The organism is Rickettsia endosymbiont of Thecocarcelia acutangulata, assembly GCF_964263195.1.
Taxonomy (GTDB): domain Bacteria; phylum Pseudomonadota; class Alphaproteobacteria; order Rickettsiales; family Rickettsiaceae; genus Rickettsia; species Rickettsia felis.
The window spans coordinates 1,060,566-1,085,922 of record NZ_OZ181652.1; the positions used below are offsets into that span (position 1 = coordinate 1,060,566).

Here is a 25,357-nt window from a genome sequence, read left to right on the forward strand (position 1 = left end):
CATTGCGAGAAGAATTACATAGTAATTCGACGAAGCAATCCAGTTAAAAATTCTGATTTACAGAATTTTTTTATTATTTTTTCTAGATTGCCACGTCGCTTCGCTCCTCGCAATGACGAGTTGGTATCCACGCGGGGATGACATCGAGATTTTTTAAAAAAATGTCCGGTACTATAGGTCAAGCCACGGGATGACAGGGAGGGAATCGCTCCACGCAGGCAACGCCCGCTCACAATGACTATTTAGTATCCGTATTCTCCTAACACCTTAATAACATCATCATACATATAACCTTCATACGCACCGGCTTCGAGTAATAATTTTGTAGCTACGGTACAATTATTACTCTTTGCTAAGCCTAAAGGATTTAAGCCCGATTTATCACGATAATTAATATCCGTAGTGTGTTCAATCAAAAACTGGATTAATTCTTCACCGCAATTAGCTTTTATAGCATGATGTAAGCCGCTACGTCCTAATTGGTCTTTATACTGGGCATCAACACCCTTATTATATAAAGTTTCTACTAACTCCAAATCATCAGCATATATTGCTTTTTGTAAAAGCTTTTGTCCTAAAGCTTTATCAAATCCTGCATTATTTTTAATCAAAAATTTTACTAGTTTCGAGAGATTTATATTCTTGTCATAAATTTGAGCTACTTTTTCTAAAAGAGTTTGCTGCCCTGTGTTTTTACCGACTAGCGTATGATTTACTAGATACTCTATTAATTTCATATCTTCAGAATCAATAGCAAGTTCAAAAATCTTATAACCGAGTTCGCTTTTAATATCAAATTTAGCACCTTTGCTAATTAATGCTTTTACTGATGAAATGTTCTTCGATTCTACGTCTAACTCTAAAGGGGTTTTATTATTATGATTTTTATCATGAAAAAACCGTACTATTTCTCCACGCCCCATTGCTTCTGCCCAATCATGTAAAGTATATCCATATTTATCGTACTTTTGAAATTCCGTATTTTCATATAAATATTCTACCATTTCTACATTACCGATTTTTATTGCTAAATGAATAGCAGACCAACCATACATGTTAGGAGCAATTTTTCCTCCCATCTGAACTAAAAATTTTACTGTTTCTAAATCATTGCCAAGTATTGCTAACTCCAAAGGAGTTCTACATTTAGCATCTGTAGCATTAATATTTTTTTCATTGCATAAAGCTTTTACTAACTTTATTTCTTTAGCTCCTACCGCTATATGTAAATCCAACCATTTATTATCTCTTATAGCCATCGGGTTTACTTTCGCTATCTTAGCTTTTAAAGCTTTAAGACGTGATATTATATTAGAAGTAGTTTTGGTATATGGGATGTAGTAACTTGGGTATCTGGTTCCAGTATCAGAGGTAGTCATTGAATTATTTCTATTATTTAATATATTGCGGCGGCAATTATTAAAATATATTAAGAATAATGTCAATGAAAAATGTAAGCCGAGGCGTCATTGCGAGGAAATTGCATAGCAATTGACGAAGCAATCTCAGGAATTTTATACTACTTCATGAGATTGCAGCAAAGCTTCGCTCCGGCGTTGTTGCATGGCTCATTTTATGTCATTCCCGTGCAAGCGGGAATCCAGAAAAAAAGTATAAATACAGCAAATTTTTAAAATTAAAAGCTCGATTTATCTCGCTTTATGCTGGATTCCCGCCTGTGCAGGAATGACATAGCCGAATTTGCAACAATTTTCGATCCATGCAACAAGACTCTTCGCTCCTCGCAATGACGAAAAACCACTCCTACCTCTCGGGCAGTAATATCTCTCTTTTACCTGTATGATTAGGCGGTGAGACTATTCCCTCTTTCTCCATCTTCTCAACCAAATTAGCAGCTTTGTTATAGCCGATTCTAAGCGACCTTTGGATATAGCTAATGGAGGATTTACGTTCGTCACGCACTATCTGCACAGCTTTTTTGTAAAGCACTTCATCAGATGTACCGTCGCCGATATCAATACTACTATCGTCTTCCTCAGGTTGTTCGGTAACGGCAGAGATATATTCAGGCGTACCGGTCTCTTTCAAATATTCCGTAATTTTTTCGATTTCTGCTTCATTAACAAACGGTCCGTGTACCCTACTTATCTTTGAAGTGTTCCCCATAAATAGCATATCACCCATACCTAGTAACTGCTCGGAACCTTGCTCTCCTAAAATCGTTCGGCTATCGATTTTAGAGGTAACTTTAAAGCTAATACGGCTTGGAAAATTGGCTTTAATGACGCCGGTAATAACGTCTACAGAAGGCCTTTGAGTTGCCATAATAATATGGATGCCTGCCGCTCTTGCCATCTGAGCAAGCCTTTGAATCAGCATCTCGATATCCTTACCGGCAACTAGCATTAAATCAGCCATCTCATCAACAATAACCACTATGTAAGGTAGCTTTTCCATATTCATCGTAACGGTTTCATAAATAGGCTTACCTGTTTCAGGGTCAAAACCCGTTTGAATCGAACGCTCAATTACCCTATTCTCTTTAACCGCTTCTAAGATTTTTGCATTGTAACCTGCGATATTCTTAACGCCGATATTACTCATCATTCTATAACGGTTTTCCATTTCCTTAACCGCCCATTTAAGAGCAACTACCGCTTTAGAAGGCTCGGTTACCACAGGAGTTAGCAAATGCGGTATTCCGTCATAAGCCGATAATTCAAGCATTTTCGGGTCAATCATGATAAAGCGGCATTCTTCAGGAGTATAGCGGTACAAGAGCGAGACTATCATAGCGTTAATACCGACCGATTTACCTGAGCCGGTGGTTCCTGCTACTAATAAATGAGGCATTTTAGCAAGATCGGCAATCAGCGGCTTACCTGCTAAATCTTTACCCAAAACTAACGGTAATAAAGTTGATTTGTCTTGGTATTCGGGAGTCTCTATCAACTCCTTTAAACAAAAGAATTCTCGTTGTTTATTAGGAAGCTCAATGCCAAGCACATTTTTCCCCGGTATGACTGCTATCCTTGTCGATAGAGCCGAAAGCGAGCGTGCTATATCGTCGGATAATCCTACTACCCTTGATGTTTTCGTACCTGCTGCCGGCTCAAATTCATATTGAGTTACAACAGGTCCTTGATTTATATTAGTTATATGCCCTTTAACTCCAAAATCATTCAGCACGGTTAACAGCTCCTCGGCTTTTTGCTTAAGCTCTGAGGAAGAAGCCCCTTTTACATGATGGTTTTCAGGATCACGTAATAACGAAATAGGCGGCAATTCTGCTATTTCACTTTGAGATATTTTAGGAACTGCTGGGGGTTTGCTAAAGAATTTTATAGGATTTGCAGGTACGGGTTTTGCTTCTTCAGTGAATTTTACTTTTTCACTTACAGGCTTTTGGTAAGAAGAAGTTATATTTATCTTATCATTGTTTTTAGTAGGGAATAATCTTATCGACGATAATCGTGAAAATACATTATGTAAAAAATATTGTACCCGATAGATTAAAAATTTACCTAGCTTAATAATAAAATTTCTTAAAGAAGTACATTTAATTTCAAGTAAAACAACTAATATAATAAAGGTAAAAAATATTAATAATAAGTATAGTTGATTTGTAAATCGCTCAAAAAAATTAGAAGCTATTATTCCAACAGCTCCTCCTGCATTTGCAGGTATGAATTCTAGCTTAATCTTAGATAATAATGTGCTACTGCTAATGAGAGCAAGCAACATTACAAATATACGGATAAATGAGCCGCGATATCTTCCATACCAACAATTTCTACCCCAAACAAAGCAAGCAAGAGGTATAATAAAAGCAGCCAACCCAAAAAATTGATATAAAAAGTCTGATAAATAAGAGCCAGGAATTCCGACTAAATTACTAGGATACTCTGTTGTAACCGAGTTAAAAGACGGATCGTCTATATTATATGACGTGAGAACAGTAACAATAGCAAACCCGATTATCCCTAAGATAACGGCTTGTACTTTATTGTTTGAAAGAATTTTATTTATGTAATATAGCATTAGGTAATTTTTAGAAAATTTTAATATAAAATACATTTTTAAAGTAAATTAGACAAGCTAATTTAATATGATTTATAGGTTCTGTGAATATTTCTAAAAAGATTCAATTTTGGTTATTTTTTGCTGCAAATTATAAGATTTTTTTGAAATATGAATAACTATTCCGGCAAAAATCTTATTAATTTTCGCTAAAAAATACCTCAAAATAGCAAATCAATTAGAAATGTTCACAGAGCCTAGTGTCAATTTTTGAAATTTACACCTTAGAAAAAAATGTTATACTATAAACGATTTTAAAAAACTTATAATATAATATGACCATAAAAATCCACACGGAAAAAGATTTCATAAAGATGCGGGCAGCTGGAAAATTAGCTGCAGAGACGCTCGATTTTATTACTGATTACGTAAAACCGAACGTCACTACTAATAGTTTAAATGACCTTTGTCATAATTTTATTACTTCTCATAATGCCATTCCTGCACCGTTAAATTATAAAGGCTTTCCGAAATCGATTTGTACTTCTATAAATCATGTGGTTTGTCACGGCATTCCAAACGATAAACCGTTAAAAAACGGTGATATAGTAAATATTGATGTTACAGTAATTTTAGACGGTTGGTACGGCGATACTAGCCGTATGTATTATGTCGGTGACGTAGCAATTAAGCCAAAGCGTCTTATTCAAGTAACTTATGATGCAATGATGAAAGGGATTGAAGTAGTTAGACCCGGTGCTAAACTCGGTGATATTGGGTATGCTATTCAAAGCTATGCCGAGAAACATAATTATTCGGTGGTCAGAGATTATACTGGTCACGGTATCGGAAGAGTTTTTCATGACGAACCGTCAATATTAAATTACGGTCGCAGCGACACGGGTCTAACGTTAGAAGAAGGGATGTTTTTCACCGTTGAACCTATGATAAATGCCGGTAATTATGATACTATATTAAGTAAATTAGATGGATGGACGGTTACTACACGTGATAAATCACTATCGGCTCAATTTGAGCATACTATAGGCGTGACTAAAGACGGTTTTGAAATATTTACGTTATCACCTAAAAAACTTGATTATCCTCCATACTAAACTATAGGATAAAAATTGATTTTGTTGTATGGTTTGGCATAGCGGTTTGATGTCATTCCTGCGAAAGCAGGAATCCAACAGAACATATTAAAAAACTTGTTTTTTATATGTATTTTGTACTAATAATTATAGGTTATTTTTTTGGATTCCTGCTTTCGCAGGAATGACATCAGCAACAAATTTGAGTAAACATAAAGAATGTTAGAAAATAATTTGATAGAATTTAGTAATAGATGATACGCCTCATTATATAGGTCACCGTAAAAGAGTAAAAGAACGCTTCGTCGCTGCCGGAGCAGAACATTTTTCCGATTACGAATTACTTGAAGTAATGTTATTTTCGGCTATCCCTCGTAAAGACGTAAAACCTCTTGCTAAAAAATTACTTGATCATTTTGATATTACGGATTTAATTAACCTTGATAAGGAAAGGCTACTTAGTATTAAAGGCACCAATGAAAATTTATATATCAATTTTGCTTTAATACGTGAGTTGATAAATAGAGTATTGAAACAAAAAATAATAAATAAAAATATTATTGCTTCTTGGAGTTCTTTGATTGATTATTTAAAAGTTAATATGGGTAATATGCGACTAGAGCAATTTCGTATATTATTTTTGAATAAGAAAAATATTTTAATTGCCGATGAGGTTTTAAGTCAAGGAACTATAGACCAAGCTGCAGTATATCCACGTGAGATAATTAAACGAGCTTTATTTAATGGAGCAAGCAGCCTTATACTTGTGCATAATCATCCAAGCGGCAGCCCTGAACCTTCAAAAGCCGACATTCATATAACAAATAAGATAGTAGAGACATGCCAAACCGTAAATATTATGGTACATGATCATGTCATTATAAGTAATAACAAATATTATAGTTTTAAATCTAATATGTTACTATGAATATAAATAGCTATAGCACATTAGACTTCCTGCATAACACAGCTAATAAAGAGGAATTTGCAGGAAACACGGAACACAGCACCGCAGCGTACACTTTAGTTCGCACAGATGCGAGTACCGGAGTGACGTACAAATTACCTTTAGAAACAAGTTATGCAGGAAGTCTACTATTTATTTTTTCTTTTATAGCGACCGCTATATTAACATATATATTAACTAAATATCTTCCTGCAATCGGTTTAGTTGATGTACCTAGTAGTCGTCGCTCTCATGATAAGATAACACCGCGCGGTGGCGGTCTTGCTATTGTAATTGTCGTAATGATTGCTTTGAGCGGGTTTGAATATATAACGAGCAATAACCTTGCTAATTCAATAAAAATATTACCGTTATTATTGGTAATTGCCTCGATTTCCTTTTTAGATGACTTAAAAGCCGTACCTATTCTAATTCGTTTAATATTTCACTTAATTTGTGCAGCTTTTGCTATTTTTCTTTTTTCGCAGGTAAATTCCATTCATATAATAATATATTCTATTTTAGTTATAGCTTTAAGCGGTTTTATTAATATATATAATTTTATGGACGGTATAGACGGTATGAGTTGTGTGGAATCTATCCATCTATCTAGCACCATGCTTATATTATGTTTCTTACAATTTCCTGCTATTGATAATCCGTATTTTATAGCTAGCGTAAATGTGATTATTCTTGGTTGTTCTTGTGGTTTTTTAATATTTAATTGGCATCCGGCAAAAATATTTTTAGGAGATGTGGGAAGTATTAGTCTTGGATTCTTAACAGGCCTTTGCTTACTCTTGCTTGCTCTTACAAGCACTAATTTATTTGTAGCTTGTGCTATTGCTAGCCTATATTACATCACTGATGCAGTGCTAACCATATTAATTCGGCTACTCAATAAAGAAAAAATTTGGCAACCTCATCTAAAACATTTTTTTCAAAAAGCAGTACAGAAAGGTAAGTCTCATAAACAAGTAGTATCGATTATAGCAGTTTGTAATATATTTTTAATGATTATATCGGTTACATCTTTATATTTTCCCGTAATATCTATAATGCTTGCAATAGCCGTCATAACTTTAACAGTGCAGAGTTTATTAAAATGAAGCTAATTAAAGAGGATATCGATAAAATAGTTAGACGTATATTTGCCAAACAACATCCATTGCTGCCTGAAATCATGATTAACTGGAATAAAATAGTCGGATTTAACTTCAGCACTAAAGCATTACCTTTAAAAATCACCACCTATACTTATAAAAAACAAAAGATTAATACGCTGTTTATACAAGCAGAAGATAATGCTACGGCAGCAGAATTACCTTATTATCGAGATATTATTTTAGAACGTATTAAAATTTATTTAGGCTTTGAGGCAATACATCAAATGAACGTAACGTTTTATAAGCAAAAACCTAAGATAAGATGACTCTTTAGTATGGGTATCAAATCGTCATTGCGAGGAGCGAAGCGACGTGGCAATCTCTTTTAAATTTCATGAGATTGCTTCGTCGGCATAAATGTCTTCTCGCAATGACGGGTATAGTACCGGACAATTTTTATTCTATGTCATTCCTAGCTAAAAGCGGGAATCCAGTAATCCTTAATGTCACCCCGTGGCTTGCTAACTAGGTCCATAAAAACAATAAAAAATACTAATAATTTTAGTATTTCTGGATACCGTGGACAAGCCACGGTATGACACCGAGTGCATTTTTCGAGCCATGCAACAAGACCTTCAGTCGCTCGCAATGACGATTGAGAATCCATACAGGCAGGTACACAAACAAAAAAAAGGAGTCTTTAATTAAAGACTCCTTTTTCGTGTTAATCGATTATAAAAAGATTTGAGAGTTAATTACATATCAAATCTTAATCCTGCCATTAAGTTATTACCTTTATAACGGGTTCCACCAAATTTATATTGAACTCCATCTTTAGTGGTGTTTTTTGTTTTACCGTAATCTGTCCAAGCATAAACGAGTTCTGCTTTCACGCCTTGTGCTACTTCAAATGAAGTACCTAAAGATAATTGATAAGCAAAATTTGTTTTATTTTTAGTAGTTAGGCTAGGATCATTAAGAGTTGTAGTTCTACCACTAGCAGTTGTAACAACATCTTTTCCTGTAATTTTCTCTTTTACCATTGCAAGCCCAACACCAGCACCAGCAAAAACTTTAAACATACTTAAATCAACAAAATCTACATAACCGTTAAGTAATGCACTTACAATAGTAGGCTTATGTTTTACTGACTGAGTTAAACTACCTCCTGAGCTATTTTTTTCAGTTATTGATTTTTTCAAATGAACATTTGTTACTGTTCCAATTGTTAAATCGGTTCTTAAATTATCCATGATATAATAACCTACTCCGATATTACCAGTAAAACCTGTGTTAGATTTTAATTTAAAATCTGTACCTTTAGGCTTTGTTTTGTTAAAAATTACGCCACCGGCATTAAGTTTTAAATACCATTGATTTTCCATAGATGATGACATCGATGAATTAGTAGATGAATCTACGGAAGAATTCATATCACAATCAGCGAATGAAAGACCGGAAGTTAAAAGTGCTGTGCTTGCAGCTGCTATTAAAAGTAATTTTTTCATATTGTTAAATTTTTCCTTTAAATTTTATTAGTTGTTAGTAAAAACGATATTAGATAATAATTTTTACCTAAATTCGATAAAAAATAGTTTTAAGTGACATTTCTGAGTTGTCGCTTAATGTCACTCCGTGGCTTGACCACGGAGTCCAGTCTTTATTTTGTATTTCTAGATACCGTGGTGGGGCTACGGTATGACATTGGGCTATTACCTAAAACTATTAATATATTCTTGTTAATTATATATCAAATCTTATACCGGCTGTTAAGTTATGGCTTTGATAACGCATGCCACCGGTTGGTACACTTGTTCCTTGGTAAATTACATTCTTACTTTTTGTTCTACCATCATCTATCCAGCTATAAGCTAGTTCTGCTTTAACACCGTCGGCGATTTGTGCAGAAGTACCTAAAGTTAGCTTGTAAGAGATATTAGTTCTGTTTTTAGTGTTAGATGAAAGACCTGTTATACCATTATATGTAATTTTCTCTTTAACTAATGCAGGACCAACACCTGCACCGGCAAAAACATCAAACATATCAAAATTAGTTAAATCTACATAACCGTTAATAAGTAAACGTGTAATAGTAGGTTTATGGCTTGCTGAAATGTTAGTACCGGTAAAAGGTGCATTAGTTGCAGTTCCAGATTTCTTTAACTTTCTACCTATTATAGTACCTAAAGTTAAATCGGCTCTAAAATTTTCGGAAATATAATAACCGATACCTAAATCAACCGGAACAGTCGTATTAGATTTTAATTTAACACCAGTTGCCTTATCTTTTTCTTTATTAAACATTGCTGCACCGGCATCTATTCTTAAATACCATTCATTATCCATGCCCTCAGCAAATGATACGCTAGAAGATAAAATTGTTGCACTTGTAGCAGCTATTAAAAGTAACTTTTTCATGGTTAGCACCTCAAATTAAATAATTAAACATTATCTTTAATGGCATATATAACATATTATATTTTTTAGTTCTATATTTAATCGGTAATTAGATTCATATAATAAAGCTTTTATAAAGTTTTGTGACAAAATAAACACATGTATTTAATTCATATTATTTATATATTTATTAAACTTATTTTTCTCATCTTTAAATTTATCGGCATCAGGCAAGGCAGGTTTTTTTTTGGTAATATTTTTCCATCCTTTATTTTCTATAAAATCTTTTGCACGTTCTACCCATTCTATTAACTCCGGTGATTCGGGTTTGATAGCATCTATAGGACAATCAGGAACACATACGCCGCAATCTATACATTCATCAGGATTGATAACTAGCATAAATTCACCCTCGTAGAAACAATCTACAGGGCATACGTCAACGCAATCGGTATATTTACATTTTACGCATTCATCAGTTATAACATAGGTCATTTTGTTATCTGTTTTTGATTTTGTCGATTAATATAGAAGTTCTTAAAAATAATACTAATAGAAAATATAATATAAAACTGATAAACATGATAATTAAAGGCTTTAGCATTGAAGAGTGAATAGTTGGACTCCCTAGCCTTAAAACACTAGCAGGCTGATGCAAACTATACCAAATATTTACCGAGAATTTTACTATCGGTATGTTAATCAGCCCGATAAGAGCAATAATAGAAGCAGGATTTTGTGCCTTTCTTATATTATCCGCACTATTTACTATGATAATATAGCTTAGATATAATAAAAATAATATGAGCATAGAGGTAAGTCTTGCATCCCAAACCCACCATGTTCCCCATATAGGTTTTCCCCATAAAGAACCTGTTACTAAGCTAATCAAAGTAAAAGTAGCCCCAACGTAACTAGAAGCTACAGCTAGCAAATAGCTAATAGTAGTTTTCCATACTAAATAACTAAAGCTGCATGCTGCCATGAAAATATAAATACCAAGGGCCATCCAAGAAGCAGGAACATGAACATACATAATGCGTACAAACTCGCCTTGTTGATAATCTACCGGTGAAACTATTAGAGCTAAATAAAGACCTATAATCATCATGACAAAAGTAGATATAGGTATTATAATAACCTTTGATAATTTATTAAAATAATAGGGGGTTAATAGTTTTAGCATATTTTTTTATTCCCAATGTCATTCCTAACTCAGCATTACCTGCATAGATGCCTAATCGTCATTGCGAGAAGAATTACATAGTAATTCGACGAAGCAATCTCAGGAGTTTGTTATTATTTCATGAGATTGCCACGCAGCCTACGGCTGCTCGCAATGACGACTCCGATATCAACAGTTCTACCATGATTATCGTATCCTCTTAAAAAACTCTTTCATTAATAGCCTCGAATCTTCCGCAAGAATTCCGCTATATATTTCCGGTCTATGAAAACAAGCACTACTGTTAAAATATCGTAAATTACTTTCGACTGCTCCGTGCTTGGAATCAGAACCCCCGTAAAATAAACGTTTTAACCTGCTATGAGCTATAGCCGCTGCACACATGGCACAAGGTTCTAAAGTAACGTAAATATCATAATCATTTAAATTTTTAGAAGATATAAGATTACATGCTTCATTAATAGCAATAATTTCAGCATGACAAAGAGCATTGTTTTTTTCTTCGGTATTATTATGACTACTAATAATGATTTTTTGATTTAACCTATCTACAATCACCGCTCCAACCGGAACTTCATTTTTATCAAAAGCGAGCCGTGCTTGTTTTAAAGCTTGCTCCATGAAAAAATTATTAAAATCCGTTTTTTTATCTAACAATATATTCACGGTAATTTACGTGTTCTTCGATTCCAAAAGGATCTTGGTGGATAATTATTTCAGCCTCCGGAAATTCCTGTAATATTTCAAAAGCAATCTCATCGCTAATTTTATGAGCATTATAAAGCGACATATTGCCGTCCATTTCCAAATGACACTGAATAAAAGCTTTTTGAGCGGCATATCTAGTTTTCATTTCGTGCATACCTTTTACGCCTAAATGGTTATTAACTATCGAGATAATTTTTTGTCTATCTTGTTCAGGTAATTCATGATCAACTAAATTTTTAAATGCCCTTTTAAATAAAGAATAAGAAAAGTGAAATATATATAACGAAATAACTACACCAAATAATGGGTCAACAAACCAAAAATAATCACTTAAATTTATAGAGATAATTACTATAACATTAGTTAATAAGTCTGTGAAATAATGAAGCTTATCGGCTTTTACTATCTCCAATCCTGTTTTTTTAATTACATAAGTTTGATAAAGTACTAAAATAATTGTTAAGAATATACATACATACATTACCGTAGTACCGTCACTGATATTCTCCGGTTTTGTTTTTTCAAATAAAGATTTAACCGAAGAAAAGCCTACAAAAAAAGCTGAAGCAAAGAAAAATATCGATTGAGAAAAAATTGTTAAATCCTGCATTTTTTCATGCCCGAACCTGTGATGATGATCGGGCGGTTGCAGGGCAAATCTTAAAGCTATTAGATTAATAAAGGAAGAAGTTATATCAAGCATTGAATCAATTAAAGAAACAAGAATTGATTGCGAATCGGTAACAACCCAAGCGTATAATTTTATACTTAAAATAATTAATGCCGTAGTAACCGATAAATAAGATGCCGATTTTATTAACCGATTACGGCTATTAGTATCCATAACGAATCTTTCCAATTTATTTTTTGTAGTTTAACAAAGAAAATATAAAATTCAATTATAATTAGGTTCCGTGAACAAAATTAAAAATAATATTTTAAAATACAAATAATTTAAATTTTGTTTACAGAATCTAGTTTTAACTTTACAAAATTCTAAAAACCATATACTTATTAAATTATATATTTAATAAGAGAGAATTTATATGAAACTATTATCTAAAATTATGATTATAGCTCTTGCAGCTTCTATGTTACAAGCCTGTAACGGTCCAGGTGGTATGAATAAACAAGGTACAGGAACACTTCTTGGCGGTGCCGGCGGTGCATTACTTGGTTCTCAATTCGGTAAGGGCAAAGGACAGCTTGTCGGAGTAGGTGTAGGTGCATTACTTGGAGCAGTTCTTGGCGGACAAATAGGTGCAGGTATGGATGAGCAGGATAGAAGACTTGCTGAACTCACTTCACAAAGAGCTTTAGAAGCAGCTCCTAGCGGTAGTAACGTAGAATGGCGTAATCCGGATAACGGCAATTACGGTTACGTAACACCTAATAAAACTTATAGAAATAGTACTGGTCAATATTGCCGTGAGTACACTCAAACAGTTGTAATAGGCGGAAAACAACAAAAAGCATACGGTAACGCATGCCGCCAACCTGACGGACAATGGCAAGTTGTGAATTGATAGACCAAACGTCATTGCGAGTAGGCATTGCCTGCATGGATACCAAATCGTCATTGCGAGCGACTGATAAGGAGCGTGGCAATCCAGAAAAATAATAAAAAAATTCTAAAAATCAGAATTTTTTACTGGATTGCTTCGTCAATTGCTATGCAATTTCCTCGCAATGACGACCTTCAATATCCGCATGGCAATACCTACTTGCAATGACGTTATAATAAAAGGAGCAACCTATGACTTTCATAATAACAAGTACGGCGTTTAAGCATAATGAGCGTATTCCTGATAAATTTACTTGTAAAGGACAGAATGTTTCTCCGCATTTAGAGTGGAGTGATGCTCCTATAGATACTAAATCTTTTGTGCTTATCATGGATGACCCTGATGCACCAATAGAAATAGCACCACCGCACGGTATATGGGATCATTGGATAATATATAATATTCCTGCTTCTATTACTGAGCTTTCAGAAGGACAAATAGATAGCAATATTAAAATTTTAGATAATAGCTGGAAAGAAAAGAAATACGGAGGTCCTTGTCCACCTGCCGGTAAACCTCATCGTTATTTTTTCAAACTATATGCTCTAAATGATTATCTTGAGCTTGATGAAAACGCTAGCAAGCAAGATTTAGTATTAGCTTTGCAAAAACATTTACTAGCTGAAACTGAATTAATCGGCATTTATTCTACATAATGTCATGGCTTACCCACATTAAACCGTCATTGCGAGCGATCATAGGCGTTGTTGCACGGCTCGCGAAACGGCTTGATGTCATTCCTGCGAAAGCAGGAATCCAAAAAAGTATAAATACAACAAATTTTTGAAATTAAAAGCTCGATTTATCTCGCTTTATGATGGATTCCTGCTTTCGCAGGAATGACATAAAACGAACCATGCAACAACCACGCTTTTAGCTAGAAATAAAACTTTAAACACAAAATATTATCTTGCAAAAACCTATAATCGAGTTTCGTAACGTATCTAAAAAATTCGGTAATAAATTGCCGATAAATAATGTTAGCTTTACCGTCAAAAAAAACAATATCACTACTTTAATCGGACCTAACGGTGCAGGTAAAACTACCATAGTACGGTTAATGCTTGGGCTTGAAAAACCGACAAGGGGCGAGATTATAATTGATTCCAAATTAAAAATCGGATATGTACCGCAGAAGTTCGGATTAAACCCTGATCTACCTATTACAGTAAAAAAATTTTTAGATTTGTTAGCACCAAGTAATTTTAATAACAATATTAAAGAGATTAACTCATTTATTGATTTGGAACATATAAAAGATCAAGAAATTTCTAAACTCTCAGGAGGACAGTTTCAAAAGGTAGTTCTTGCATGTTCAATAGTTAATAACCCCGACTTAATTATTTTAGATGAACCGCTGCAATCTTTAGACGTAACAAGCCAGCAGGAATTTTATCAGCTTATTAATCTGATTCGTAAAAAGCTAAATATTACGGTCTTTATGATCTCTCACGATTTATTTACCGTAATAAAAAACTCCGAACAAGTGATATGCTTAAACGGTCATATATGTTGTAGCGGAATACCAAACGAAATAACTCCTAACTCTGAATTTTCAAATGCACTTTCTTCTCTAGGCTTCTATACCCACCACCACAACCATAGGCATTAGATCACCTATCGTATGGGTAGTCTAATGTACTTAAATTTTATTCCACGCTCAATCTAGACTCATTAGATCTACTTCTGATAAATTATAGTCCGTATTATCAAACCAAATTAAATCATTGTCATTTGTAATATTTGATTCTTGTCTATTAGATATATCAAGACCGGAATCAACTAAACCTTCTACCTGATAAACATTTTCAATAAAAAATTCTTGTTGTTCTCTTTCCATAACAAGTAATTCTTGCATCTTAAGACCGGAATTAATTAAATTTTCTACATGAAAACCTTTTTCAACAAATAATTTCTGCTGTTCTCTTCCCATACCAAGTAATTCTTGTATCTTAAGACCAGAATTAACTAACTTTTCTATCTCATGTCCATTCTCAACAAATAATTTCTGCTGTTCTCCTTCCATATCAAGTAATTCTTTCATCTTAAAACCAGAATTAATTAACTTTTCTACCTGAAAACCATTCTCAACAAATAATTTCTACTGATCCGTTTCCATACTAAGTAATTCTTGTATCTTAAGACCAAAATCAATTAAACTTCCTACTCTCCCAAACCATTCTTAATGAAAGATTCTTGCTGTTCTCTTTCCATACCAAGTAATTCTTGCATCTTAAGACCAGAATTAACTAACTTTTCTACGTGATAACTATTTTCAACAAATAATTTAGAAAAAGAAAGAATATAGGGCTGTTAATAAAATATCAATTTAAATTATTTTGTTAACAGACCCACAGCAAATTAATATGATAGATCATTCCAAATATTGCTTTAAATATCTGCCGGTATGGCTTTCCGCACAAGCAGCGATATCGGCAGGAGTACCGCATACAACTATCTTACCGCCTTTGTCACCGCCCTCAGGACCGACATCAATAATATAATCTGCCGTTTTTATAACATCTAAATTATGCTCGATAACTAAAACGGTATTACCCATATCAACGAGTTTATGCAAAACTTTCAGCAATTTATTAATATCGTCAATATGTAGCCCCGTAGTCGGTTCGTCAAGTATATAAAGCGTTTTACCGGTTGAACGTCTTGATAATTCTTTAGCAAGTTTAACACGTTGTGCTTCACCGCCTGAAAGAGTAGTAGCAGACTGACCGATTTTAATATAGCCTAGACCCACTTCATTTAAGGTAATTAGTTTTTCATAGATTAACGGGATTTTCTCAAAAAATTGCATTGCATCTTCTACCGTCATCATCAAAATATCGGCAATAGATTTGCCTTTATATTTTATTTCAAGTGTTTCTCTATTATATCTGTGACCATTACAAATATCACATTTTACATATACGTTAGGGAGAAAATGCATCTCTATTTTAATTAGCCCGTCACCTTGGCATGCTTCACATCTACCGCCTTTAACGTTAAACGAAAATCTGCCTACTTTATACCCTCTAGCTTTTGATTCAGGTAATTCCACAAACCAATCCCTAATATGGGTAAAGGCACCTGTATAAGTCGCAGGGTTTGAACGAGGAGTTCTACCTATCGGGGATTGATTAATATCGATAATTTTATCAATATATTCAAGTCCTTTTAATTCTCTATATTTTCCAGGAAATACTTTACTAGTCGGCTCTAAATGCTTTAGAGCCGCTTTATATAGAGTATGAATCATCAAGCTTGATTTACCGCTTCCCGATACTCCCGTTATAGCAGTAAAAGTACCAAGTGGAATTTTGATATCAACATTATCTAAATTGTTAGAAACCGCCCCAAGTAATTCAATTGACCTATTATCATGCCCTACTCTTGTTTCAGACGGCACTTTGATTGTTTGACGACCGCTTAGATACCTACCTGTAATACTTTCTTCAAAATTCTTTATTTCTTCTGCATTGCCTTCTGCAATAACACGACCGCCGTGAATACCGGCTCCCGGTCCTATATCGATAATATGGTCTGCTTCATACATTGTTTCTTCGTCATGCTCGACTACCAAAACGGTATTACCTAGATCTCTAAGCCTTTTTAGGGTTTCGATTAATCTTGTATTATCTCGTTGATGAAGACCTATAGACGGCTCATCAAGTACGTATAAAACGCCGCTAAGCCCTGATCCTATTTGAGATGCAAGACGAATACGCTGACTTTCTCCTCCCGATAAAGTACCTGCTTCTCGTAATAACGTTAGATAATCAAGCCCGACATTCATAAGAAATTTTAATCTCTCAGTAATTTCTTTGAGTATACGCTCAGCAATAAATAATTGCTTTTTATTTAATTTTTCTTCTAAGTGACTAAACCATTTTTGCAATGCTGCAATACTCATACCTGCTACTTCGCCTATATGAAAATTCGCTATTTTAACGCATAATGCTTCGTCTTTTAATCTAAACCCTGAGCAGGCAGTACATTTATGTTCTGACTTAAATTTAGCTAGTTCTTCTTTAATTAAAACCGATTCTATAGTACGGTCCTTTTCCTGCAAACTTGGTATTATACCGGCAAAAGGTTGTTTTATTATTTGCGTTTTAGAACCGTCGTGAAATTCAAATTTTATTGCCTCTTCTCCTGAACCTTCAAATAAAATATCCTTAACATTTTGTGATAAACTTACAAAAGGTACTTCAATAGAAAATTTATAATGATCGGCAAGAGCCTTTAATGTCTCTAGGATAAATTTAGAAGATGTGCTACCCCAAGGCACTATTGCACCATCTTTAATAGAAATTCTTTGATCTAGAACAATTAATTCTCTATCAAAGAAAAACTCCTTACCTATTCCCTCACATTTAGGACATGCTCCAAAAGGGCTATTAAAAGAAAAAATTCGAGGCTCTATTTCAGTAAGCTGAAAACCGGATACCGGACAAGAATATTTTTCGGAAAAAGTAATACGCTGACTTTTTTCAAATTCGGTCTTAACTGCCGGCGGTAATTCTACAATTTCTAAATAAGTAATACCTTCGGCAAGATTTAACGAACTCTCTAAGCTATCTGCAAGCCTATTACCTAAATTTTCGTCTAGAACTATTCTATCAACGATGACTTCTATATTATGCTTCTTATTTTTATCAAGTTTTGGTAAATCATCAATTTCACAAACTTCACCGTTAACTATTAATTTCTGAAAGCCTTGCTTTTTCAGATTCATAATTTCACGTTTGAACTCCCCCTTATGTCCTCTAACAATAGGAGCAAGTAAATATACTTTCGTGCCTTTAGGTAGTTCATTAATTATATCTACCATCTCAGAAACCGTTTGGCTATGTATCGGAAGACCGGTTGCCGGAGAGTAAGGAATACCAACCGTTGCATATAATAACCTAAGGTAATCGTAAATTTCCGTTATAGTTCCAACTGTAGAACGAGGATTTTTAGAAGTAGTTTTTTGGTCAATTGCAATAGCAGGCGATAATCCGGAAATAGACTCCACATTCGGTTTATTTTGTAAATGCAAGAATTGCCTTGCATATGAAGATAAGCTTTCAACATATCGCCTTTGACCTTCTGCATAAATAGTATCAAAAGCTAAAGAAGACTTGCCTGAACCACTAAGACCGGTGATAACAACAAATTTATTCCTTGGAATATCAACATTTATATTTTTTAGATTATGCTCTTTAGCACCGCGTACCTTAATATATTCTTGGTTCATAATCACTTCACTACAAAATTTTTGAGATATTTTTTAAAAAACCTGTAGTATTATAGGCTCTTTTATTTTATTATTGCAATAATAATATTTTAAAATAGGTAGTAATCTATGGCAGGTAGTTTAAATAAAGTAATATTAATAGGTAATGTAGGGCGTGATCCGGAAATTAGAACTACGGGCGAAGGGAAAAAAATCATTAATCTTTCCTTAGCAACAACCGAAACTTGGAAAGATCGCATTACCAGCGAACGAAAAGAACGAACTGAATGGCATAGAGTAGTGATATTTAGCGAAGGGTTAGTATCTGTTGTAGAACGCTATGTCACAAAAGGTAGTAAATTATATATTGAAGGTTCATTGCAAACCCGTAAGTGGAATGATAATTCAGGTCAAGAAAAATATACTACGGAAGTTGTGTTACAAAATTTTAATTCACAATTAATATTATTAGATAGTAAAAACTCTAATAATCATACTCAAGATTCAGGGCATAGCGAATATAAACATCCTGAAGCTAAAAATCATTCCTTTGACCATAGCGACTTAGACGACGAAATACCGTTTTAATTATTTAGTTTTTTGTCGGTTTTACTGGACTCCTGCTTTCGCAGGAATGACATCGATATCCATGCAACAACGCCTTCAGTCGCTCGCAATGACGATTTGGTGTCCACGCAGGAATAACATTAAAGACATGCAAGTAACTTCTACCAAATATTGCCTGTAAATATTATGAAAAAACTTCTTTGTATAATATTCCTTAAATCAATATTTCTTTCAGGGTGTTCTACCACTCATGATGTAGCTAGTAGGGTAAAGCATTCACAAGATATAGCAACTCAAAATAACTTTCAGATGAGGCTAGTAAACGGTGATGATTTTACTCTTACGACTTATCAGCGTATTACCAACCATAACCTACCTTTCGTATTCTATATTGAGGGAGATGGGCATCTTGCAGATGGCGGCGTTAACTCTGACAACCCTACCCCTGTTAATCCGATGCTCTTAAAGCTTGCTACAATGGATAAAAGACCGAATGTTGTTTATATAGCACGACCTTGTCAATATACTCCTTTAGAAATGAATCCAAAATGCGTTAGCGATTATTGGTTAGATAAAAGAATGGGGCAGGAAGTCGTAGATTCAATTAACAATGTCATAAATATTATCAATAACGGACAAAAATTTAGCTTAGTCGGCTTCTCCGGTGGCGGCGGGCTTACAATATTAATTGCCGTTCAAAATAGTAATGTTAAAGATATTATAACAATTGCCGGTAATTTAGATACTAAAAAATTCGATAAATATCATAATTATCGTGGTTACTTAGTTAAATCGTTAAACCCGATAAATTATGCAAAGCAAGTTAATAATATCCCTCAATTACATCTCTCCGGCATAAATGACAAAAGAGTCCCGCCTTTCATAGCAGAACTTTACGTAAAAACAAGTAACTCACTATGTGTAAAAAAGAAAACTTTTCCTAATATTTCTCATGCAAAAGGTTGGGATAAAGTTTGGTCTAATATATTAGATATTCCTCTAACTTGTAATTAAGCATTAAGAAATATTATTAATATATATCCCCAATAGTGTCTATTGGGGATATATAAGCTTTCTTTTATTTCGTGAAGCATCCGATATATGAAAGGTCACTCAGAAATTACCGATATGCTTTCGCAACGAGATTAACCTTCTACCGTCTCGTAATGTACTCCGCTTAACGGAATTGTGCATGCTTTCAACCCATCTTCTAAAATACTAATATCGTCTTTATACTCCTCGTCCTTTATGAAGTCGGATATTTTAGAAACTATCATATTTTTTAAAGTAAGTATCGGCTGTTTTATAGCTTCTATATCTTTACCGACTAAATATTTACTAATTCCTTCTCCTAGTTGTTTTACTATAGGACTTTTTAAAAGATTAGAGTCGGTTTTACAAAATTCATAAAGTGAAATTAAGTTTTTCATATAGGATAAATTTGTTGTATATTCATTTAAAGTTTCAGTCCTTAATAATGTTTCCGCTTTCCATTTAACAAACTTCTCGATCTGACTACCGGTGATTAGTTTATTGCTCAAAAAAGGGTCATTTTTATCAAAAACTTCTATCCCCATCTTAACAATAGGATGAGAATTAATTGTGTTGAAGCTAATATCATTGGTACGAAAAGCCGATTCAAGCTTTAAAAGAGCACATATATCACTACCCGGCATTAAAAAATCGTCATTCACTTCAGGACTAACCCCATGCCGTAACAGTATCTTTATTGCATCTATATTTTCCCGTTCTATTGCTATGTCTAGTGAGGTCTTTTCTGCTTTTGACTTTGCATTTGGGTTAGCACCGTATTTCAGAAAAAGTTTCATTTGCGGTATATCATTTTTGTAGATACAATTGTGTAAAGGCGGCTTCTGTCCCTCTACTCCATCCAGATTAGCACCGTATTTCAGCAGAAGTTCCGTTAGCGAGTTTTCTTTGCATATAGCAGAAGATAAAAGTGGCATGCCTTTCTCATCTACAAAATTTGGGTTAGCACCTTTTTTTAAAAGAATTTCTGCCGTTGATTTAGAATCGGCCAAGATAGCATTCGATAAAGAAGAATCTATATTTACACCTACGCCTTTTTCAATTAAAAATTTAACTATTTCGTCTTGTTTTTTATAAGATGCAACTTCTAAAAAATTGTTCATTTTCTCTATGATTTTCTCAAAAATACCTACATTCCAATAATCCGTAATTAGCTCAAGATCACCTGTACGAATTGCTTTTAATATACTACTTTCGGGATGACCGGCTATACCGTTAACGTCTCTATATGCCTCCTCATACGCAGTATAAAACTTTTCATGCTGCGTTGTATTATTTTTGATTATTTTTTCGGCCTTTGTTGTGAATATTTTAACAAAGCTATCTCTAAAAAATTCATGTTTTTTTATTGAAAGATCTAATTTGGCTTTCTCTTCGTTAGATATCGATGGATCATTTACATCTTTTTGAGCATTTAAATAATCGGTTAAATTGTTAAATTCAAAATTGTGAGGAGAATATTTAGCTATTTTATAAAAATTACCGATTATTACATCATATTCCGGTATTTTGTTTTCGTGTGTCATAAAGTTTACCTGATAATTAAAAATTAATTTATTTTTTAGAATTAGCATTATATAGAAAAAATTCTTCTATGTAAATAAGATTATTAATATTTTAATAAAATATTAATAATCTTTGATTAACGGGTATGATGGGAGAGTTGAAGTTAGAAAGGAATAGAGGAATGTTATTAAACCTTATATAAATAGAGCTTTAAAGAACTAGATGTTCAATTTCAATAGTTGATGATTTTTGTAAAATATATCAGGATTGGATTAAGCATACGTTACTGAAAGGCAATAAGCGGAGATACAGAGCCACTAGAGGGAAGCCATGACTTACTTTTTAATAAAATTTGACCAAAGAATTTAAATGCTTTCAAAAATCTTATCAATTTTCTCTAAAAAAGCTCTTTATAACCTTTAAGACAAAATCCTTTATTGACTTTTATACAAAACAGTATAATTCTTTTTACAATTTAATTTTTTATACAAGGATTATGCTAGGCTACGAAAAAGAACAAAGAAGTTTGACAAAAGAACAGAAGCAAGCCGTAGGGTTGTTATCTGTAGGAACCTTATTAGAATATTTTGATCTTATGCTTTATGTCCATATGTCCGTACTTCTTAATGAGCTTTTTTTCCCAAAAGCTGATGCTTATGCTACTTCGCTTTACTCTATAGCAGCTTTATGTGCTACTTTTATCTTTAGACCGCTCGGAGCTCTCGTTTTCGGATATTTAGGCGATACATATGGGCGAAAAACTACAGTAGTTATAACAACTATGATGATGGCTACTTCGTGCATAGTAATAGCATTACTTCCTACTTACAATGAAATTGGTATAACAGCTTCTATTATAATAATATTATGTAGAATTGTTCAAGGTATGTCCTCAATGGAAGAGGTAATAGGAACAGAAGTTTATTTAACCGAGTTTACTAAACCTCCAATACAATATCCTACTGTAGCCTTAGCTACGGTTTTCGCTACTGTAGGAACTTTCGCAGCTTTAGGGGTTGCTACTATTGTTACTTCTTATGGCTTTAATTGGCGTTATGCATTTGGTATCGGTGCAATTGTTGCCGTTGTAGGAACATTAGCAAGAACCGCATTACGAGAAACTCCTGAATTTGCTAATGCAAAGCTTAAATTACTTAAAACTTTTGAAAAAGCTAATAGGAATATAAAAGTATTAGAAAATAATCCTATTTGGAAAGAAAAAATTAATAAAAAGACAGCAATAGCTCTATTTATAATGGATTGTGCATGGCCTGTATGTTTTTATTTTGCATATATTTATTGCGGCGATATTCTTGTAACCAAATTTGACTGTACTCCCGAACAAGTTATAAAACAAAATTTCAAATTATCTATAATAGAACTTATAAGTATAATAATAGTAGCAGCATTAAGTTATAAGATATATCCTTTAAAAATTCTAAAAGCGTTATTAGGTATTTTTACTATTACAATATTACTATGTCCATATTTATTAAATAAGGCTTCTAATCCAAATTAAATATTCATTATTCAATCACTTATCATGGCTTTTGCCCTTAATGTTATGCCGGCTGTACCAAATTGTTTTAGACATTTTCTAATCTTTAAACGATTTACTTCCGTAACATTTACATATGCTTTATCAGCTGCTTGTATGTATGTTATTAGCTCTTTTGGTTTTCCTCATTTAATAGAAGTCTTTGGAAACTGGGGAGTATTAATTATTATGATTCCAACAAGTATTGGATTTGGATTTGGTATATTTCATTTTGAAAAATTGGAGAAAGAAAGTGGAAATTATCCAACGAAATCTTTCACCCCTTCTCCAGTGATATCTGCTTAATTGATAAATATTTTTGCATTTTATTATTAACCGGCAGCGGGTACAAAAGTATTATCACCACCTAACATGCTAATATCATCGTTTATATTTTGGTTGTCAATTATTTCGTTAAGCTGGTTTTCTATAGTCATAATTTTTAATTTTGTAGATTTATCAACTATAAGCCCTTGCATACTAGCAGTTATTTTGTCTATATCGGTTGTATTATTAAGTCCTTTAGCTTTATGTATTATCTCTTCTATAGTGTCTTTTATTATAGCTTTATCTTTAGCATTTATTACAATATTAGTAGCTACTTTATCGTTTATTCCATCAGCCAACTTTTGAAAACCATCTATTTTATGTAATAAGTCATATATATATTTTACGCCTTTATTCTTAGCTATATTTAAAGCCGTTTCACCATTATTAGTAACCTGCTCGGACATTTTAGGTATTAGCATTTCGCAAGCTTTTTCTAATCCTTTGCTAGTAGCCAAAGTTAAAGCTGTGTTGCCGTTATTATCACTATGATTAATAGCATGCTCCAACATTTTAGGTATTAGCATTTCACATACTTTGTCGAATCCTTTATAAGCAGCCAAAGTTAAAGCTGTATCGTTGTCTTTATCACTATGATTAATAGCATGCTCCGACATTTTAGGTATTAGCATTTCACATACTTTGTCGAATCTTTTACTAGTAGCAGCCAAAATTAAAGCTGTGTTGCCGTTATTATCAATATGATTAATAGCCTGCTCGGTCATTTTAAGAATCAGCATTTCACATACTTTGTCTAAGCCTTTGCTAACAGCCAAAATTAAAGCTGTGTTACCATTATCATCAATATGATTAATTAACCTGCTCGGACATTCTAGGTATAAGCAATTCGCAAACTTTATCGAATCCTTTACCAGTAGCCAAAGTTAAAGCTGTGTTGCCATTATCATCAATATGATTAATAATCTGCTCGGACATTTTATTAATAAGCATTTCACATACTTTGTCTAAGCCTTTACTTGCAGCCCAAATTAAAGCTGTTTCGCTGTCATTATTAACGTGATTAATAGCCTGCTCGGATATTTTATCAATAAGCAACACACAAACTTTTTCTAAACGATACAAAACAGCCAAGCTTAAAGTTGTATCCCCATCATTATTACGTTTGTATCCATTCGGGCAATTAACTTCTGTGCTTCTGCTTCGTTTCCTACACATATTGCTTCTATTAGCCTATCATATTTAGTTTGAAACCACCATTTAAGCATAATCTACTCCTTATTAAATTCTATAAATTTTAATATTTTGTTAAAAATGAGCTATAGATAGAATCATAGTAGGGAGTTTTAGGAATGCAATAGAAATTTAATTAGAAGTATGAATAGACGAGTTGAGATTAATTTAAGGGATTTATGGGTATTTAGAGGATTAAATGTTGATGCTTGGAATTTTCCGCCGCCGCAGTTGAAAATAAACGAGATTAAGACGGCTTGCTGGTTAATTAAATTTTAGAAGAAAGAGAAAAGCTGCTTAGTTTAGAGATTTGGTGAAAGACAATTAATAAAAATTAGTTTTATCGAACCTTTCATTAAACGGCAAAAAGCTTGATTTTATGCTGCATCTGCGGTTTGATATTTTTGTAGAAATACCGAAAAATGAAGAATGGCGCACCCTAAAGGATTCGAACCTCTGACCCACAGATTAGAAATCTGTTGCTCTATCCAGCTGAGCTAAGGGTGCTAAACATTTACGGTAAACTTTATATCAGTTTTAATAGTTTTTTCAAGTATTCTTTTATTATCATAAATAAATGTGATAAATAACATAATGAATAAATTCTATAATTACAATTTTTCTTCACATCAGGTTTTACTTAATCTTAAAGTAAAGCCTAATTCTAAACAGAATCTAATTAGCGATTTTGTAATCATCAATAATATCCCATATCTAAAATTATCTATAAAAGCAACACCGGAGCAAGGTAAAGCTAATGAAGAAATCATAAATTATCTAGCAAAAGAATGGAAATTATCACGCAAGGATATAGAAATTATTAAAGGTCATACTAATAGCTTAAAAACGATATTGATAAAAAATATTGATGAAGACTATTTAAATTTGATTATTAATTCCTATATTAAATAAATAAAGTTTTGTTACAAGATGCCAAAATCGTCATTGCGAGGAGCAAAGCGACGTGGCAATCTCAGGACT

Annotated in this window: 26 protein-coding genes, 1 tRNA gene and 3 pseudogenes; 14 read left to right on the forward strand and 16 right to left on the reverse strand. The window is 33.3% G+C overall.

From position 1 onward, the window contains the following. Positions 1-242: 242 nt before the first annotated feature. From ACE38Q_RS05760 to ACE38Q_RS05770, 3 genes and pseudogenes are all read right to left on the reverse strand, one after another. The gene (locus ACE38Q_RS05760; RefSeq protein ID WP_500191337.1) at positions 243-737 is read right to left on the reverse strand and encodes an ankyrin repeat domain-containing protein; all 495 of its coding nucleotides are present in this window, start codon (positions 735-737) and stop codon (positions 243-245) included. Between the two features lie 156 nt (positions 738-893). Then, positions 894-1,379, reverse strand: a pseudogene (locus ACE38Q_RS05765) (ankyrin repeat domain-containing protein); the annotation flags it as partial. Between the two features lie 385 nt (positions 1,380-1,764). After that, positions 1,765-4,002: a DNA translocase FtsK gene (locus ACE38Q_RS05770; protein WP_500190429.1), complete on the reverse strand. Its 2,238-nt coding sequence runs from the start codon at positions 4,000-4,002 to the stop codon at positions 1,765-1,767. Between the two features lie 314 nt (positions 4,003-4,316). Here ACE38Q_RS05770 and map point away from each other — a divergent pair, with 314 nt between their 5' ends. The 5 genes and pseudogenes from map (at position 4,317) to ACE38Q_RS05795 (ending at position 7,453) form a co-directional block, all read left to right on the forward strand. Then, positions 4,317-5,096 (forward strand): type I methionyl aminopeptidase, encoded by a 780-nt coding sequence (gene map / locus ACE38Q_RS05775; protein ID WP_500190430.1) that lies wholly within the window; start codon positions 4,317-4,319, stop codon positions 5,094-5,096. A gap of 250 nt (positions 5,097-5,346) precedes the next feature. Further along, positions 5,347-6,013 (forward strand): annotated as a pseudogene (gene radC, locus ACE38Q_RS05780) (RadC family protein). A gap of 16 nt (positions 6,014-6,029) precedes the next feature. Continuing rightward, positions 6,030-6,159, forward strand: a pseudogene (locus tag ACE38Q_RS05785) (palindromic element RPE1 domain-containing protein); the annotation flags it as partial. A gap of 41 nt (positions 6,160-6,200) precedes the next feature. After that, positions 6,201-7,130 carry an MraY family glycosyltransferase gene (locus ACE38Q_RS05790; RefSeq protein WP_500191339.1) on the forward strand — a complete coding sequence of 310 codons (930 nt, stop codon included), beginning with the start codon at positions 6,201-6,203 and terminating at the stop codon, positions 7,128-7,130. Further along, positions 7,127-7,453 (forward strand): DciA family protein, encoded by a 327-nt coding sequence (locus tag ACE38Q_RS05795; RefSeq protein ID WP_500190431.1) that lies wholly within the window; start codon positions 7,127-7,129, stop codon positions 7,451-7,453. Before ACE38Q_RS05790 ends, ACE38Q_RS05795 begins: the two co-directional genes overlap by 4 nt. A gap of 429 nt (positions 7,454-7,882) precedes the next feature. On the opposite strand, the gene adr (ACE38Q_RS05800) is transcribed toward ACE38Q_RS05795, so the two are convergent. The 6 genes from adr (ACE38Q_RS05800) to ACE38Q_RS05825 all read right to left on the reverse strand — a co-directional run bounded on the left by adr (ACE38Q_RS05800) (position 7,883) and on the right by ACE38Q_RS05825 (position 12,262). Next, a complete protein-coding gene (adr, locus tag ACE38Q_RS05800) occupies positions 7,883-8,635 on the reverse strand; it encodes an adhesin Adr (protein WP_500190432.1) in 753 nt (250 codons plus the stop codon). 235 nt (positions 8,636-8,870) lie between these two features. After that, positions 8,871-9,545: an adhesin Adr gene (gene adr, locus ACE38Q_RS05805; RefSeq protein WP_500190433.1), complete on the reverse strand. Its 675-nt coding sequence runs from the start codon at positions 9,543-9,545 to the stop codon at positions 8,871-8,873. Positions 9,546-9,689: 144 nt separating this feature from the next. Next, entirely contained in the window at positions 9,690-10,019 is a 330-nt protein-coding gene (gene fdxA / locus ACE38Q_RS05810) for a ferredoxin FdxA (protein WP_040256521.1), read from the reverse strand. A 4-nt stretch (positions 10,020-10,023) separates the two neighbouring features. Then, complete coding sequence (locus ACE38Q_RS05815; RefSeq protein WP_500190434.1) at positions 10,024-10,710, reverse strand: heme ABC transporter permease; 687 nt, start codon at positions 10,708-10,710, stop codon at positions 10,024-10,026. Between the two features lie 186 nt (positions 10,711-10,896). Further along, entirely contained in the window at positions 10,897-11,376 is a 480-nt protein-coding gene (locus ACE38Q_RS05820) for a nucleoside deaminase (RefSeq protein WP_500190435.1), read from the reverse strand. Then, positions 11,357-12,262 carry a cation diffusion facilitator family transporter gene (locus tag ACE38Q_RS05825; protein ID WP_500190436.1) on the reverse strand — a complete coding sequence of 302 codons (906 nt, stop codon included), beginning with the start codon at positions 12,260-12,262 and terminating at the stop codon, positions 11,357-11,359. Before ACE38Q_RS05825 ends, ACE38Q_RS05820 begins: the two co-directional genes overlap by 20 nt. A gap of 202 nt (positions 12,263-12,464) precedes the next feature. Between ACE38Q_RS05825 and ACE38Q_RS05830 the strand changes: the two genes are divergently transcribed. The 3 genes from ACE38Q_RS05830 to ACE38Q_RS05840 all read left to right on the forward strand — a co-directional run bounded on the left by ACE38Q_RS05830 (position 12,465) and on the right by ACE38Q_RS05840 (position 14,595). Further along, positions 12,465-12,944: an RT0821/Lpp0805 family surface protein gene (locus ACE38Q_RS05830; protein ID WP_010420998.1), complete on the forward strand. Its 480-nt coding sequence runs from the start codon at positions 12,465-12,467 to the stop codon at positions 12,942-12,944. Between the two features lie 230 nt (positions 12,945-13,174). Further along, on the forward strand, positions 13,175-13,639 hold the full coding sequence (locus tag ACE38Q_RS05835; RefSeq protein WP_485440761.1) for a YbhB/YbcL family Raf kinase inhibitor-like protein: 465 nt from the start codon (positions 13,175-13,177) through the stop codon (positions 13,637-13,639). A 254-nt stretch (positions 13,640-13,893) separates the two neighbouring features. Continuing rightward, positions 13,894-14,595: an ATP-binding cassette domain-containing protein gene (locus tag ACE38Q_RS05840; RefSeq protein WP_500190437.1), complete on the forward strand. Its 702-nt coding sequence runs from the start codon at positions 13,894-13,896 to the stop codon at positions 14,593-14,595. 48 nt (positions 14,596-14,643) lie between these two features. On the opposite strand, the gene ACE38Q_RS05845 is transcribed toward ACE38Q_RS05840, so the two are convergent. Both ACE38Q_RS05845 and uvrA read right to left on the reverse strand, forming a co-directional pair. Continuing rightward, a complete protein-coding gene (locus ACE38Q_RS05845; RefSeq protein WP_500190438.1) occupies positions 14,644-15,027 on the reverse strand; it encodes a hypothetical protein in 384 nt (127 codons plus the stop codon). 330 nt (positions 15,028-15,357) lie between these two features. After that, positions 15,358-18,219: an excinuclease ABC subunit UvrA gene (uvrA, locus tag ACE38Q_RS05850; RefSeq protein ID WP_500190439.1), complete on the reverse strand. Its 2,862-nt coding sequence runs from the start codon at positions 18,217-18,219 to the stop codon at positions 15,358-15,360. 108 nt (positions 18,220-18,327) lie between these two features. On the opposite strand from uvrA, the gene ACE38Q_RS05855 reads away from it, so the two are divergent. Beyond that, a complete protein-coding gene (locus ACE38Q_RS05855; protein WP_041079061.1) occupies positions 18,328-18,786 on the forward strand; it encodes a single-stranded DNA-binding protein in 459 nt (152 codons plus the stop codon). A gap of 165 nt (positions 18,787-18,951) precedes the next feature. Further along, positions 18,952-19,779 (forward strand): alpha/beta hydrolase family protein, encoded by an 828-nt coding sequence (locus tag ACE38Q_RS05860; protein ID WP_500190440.1) that lies wholly within the window; start codon positions 18,952-18,954, stop codon positions 19,777-19,779. 131 nt (positions 19,780-19,910) lie between these two features. Here ACE38Q_RS05860 and ACE38Q_RS05865 read toward each other — a convergent pair whose 3' ends face one another. Further along, positions 19,911-21,341 (reverse strand): ankyrin repeat domain-containing protein, encoded by a 1,431-nt coding sequence (locus ACE38Q_RS05865; protein WP_500190441.1) that lies wholly within the window; start codon positions 21,339-21,341, stop codon positions 19,911-19,913. A 476-nt stretch (positions 21,342-21,817) separates the two neighbouring features. Here ACE38Q_RS05865 and ACE38Q_RS05870 point away from each other — a divergent pair, with 476 nt between their 5' ends. Together ACE38Q_RS05870 and ACE38Q_RS05875 are read left to right on the forward strand one after the other, a co-directional pair. After that, positions 21,818-22,840 carry an MFS transporter gene (locus ACE38Q_RS05870; protein WP_500190442.1) on the forward strand — a complete coding sequence of 341 codons (1,023 nt, stop codon included), beginning with the start codon at positions 21,818-21,820 and terminating at the stop codon, positions 22,838-22,840. A gap of 24 nt (positions 22,841-22,864) precedes the next feature. Next, positions 22,865-23,164 carry a hypothetical protein gene (locus ACE38Q_RS05875; RefSeq protein WP_500190444.1) on the forward strand — a complete coding sequence of 100 codons (300 nt, stop codon included), beginning with the start codon at positions 22,865-22,867 and terminating at the stop codon, positions 23,162-23,164. A 26-nt stretch (positions 23,165-23,190) separates the two neighbouring features. Here the strand turns inward: ACE38Q_RS05875 and ACE38Q_RS05880 are convergent, their stop codons facing one another. The 3 genes from ACE38Q_RS05880 to ACE38Q_RS05890 are packed head-to-tail and all read right to left on the reverse strand — an operon-like array spanning position 23,191 to position 24,411. Then, the gene (locus ACE38Q_RS05880) at positions 23,191-24,060 is read right to left on the reverse strand and encodes an ankyrin repeat domain-containing protein (protein ID WP_500191343.1); all 870 of its coding nucleotides are present in this window, start codon (positions 24,058-24,060) and stop codon (positions 23,191-23,193) included. Further along, entirely contained in the window at positions 23,996-24,268 is a 273-nt protein-coding gene (locus tag ACE38Q_RS05885; protein ID WP_500190447.1) for an ankyrin repeat domain-containing protein, read from the reverse strand. Before ACE38Q_RS05885 ends, ACE38Q_RS05880 begins: the two co-directional genes overlap by 65 nt. An 11-nt stretch (positions 24,269-24,279) precedes the next feature. Next, complete coding sequence (locus tag ACE38Q_RS05890; protein WP_500190449.1) at positions 24,280-24,411, reverse strand: hypothetical protein; 132 nt, start codon at positions 24,409-24,411, stop codon at positions 24,280-24,282. 109 nt (positions 24,412-24,520) lie between these two features. Here ACE38Q_RS05890 and ACE38Q_RS05895 point away from each other — a divergent pair, with 109 nt between their 5' ends. Next, complete coding sequence (locus ACE38Q_RS05895; RefSeq protein ID WP_500190452.1) at positions 24,521-24,655, forward strand: hypothetical protein; 135 nt, start codon at positions 24,521-24,523, stop codon at positions 24,653-24,655. Between the two features lie 151 nt (positions 24,656-24,806). On the opposite strand, the gene ACE38Q_RS05900 is transcribed toward ACE38Q_RS05895, so the two are convergent. Next, positions 24,807-24,883 (reverse strand) — tRNA-Arg (locus ACE38Q_RS05900). Between the two features lie 87 nt (positions 24,884-24,970). On the opposite strand from ACE38Q_RS05900, the gene ACE38Q_RS05905 reads away from it, so the two are divergent. Beyond that, positions 24,971-25,288 carry an A1G_07140 family DUF167 domain protein gene (locus ACE38Q_RS05905; RefSeq protein WP_500190454.1) on the forward strand — a complete coding sequence of 106 codons (318 nt, stop codon included), beginning with the start codon at positions 24,971-24,973 and terminating at the stop codon, positions 25,286-25,288. Positions 25,289-25,357 lie beyond the last annotated feature (69 nt).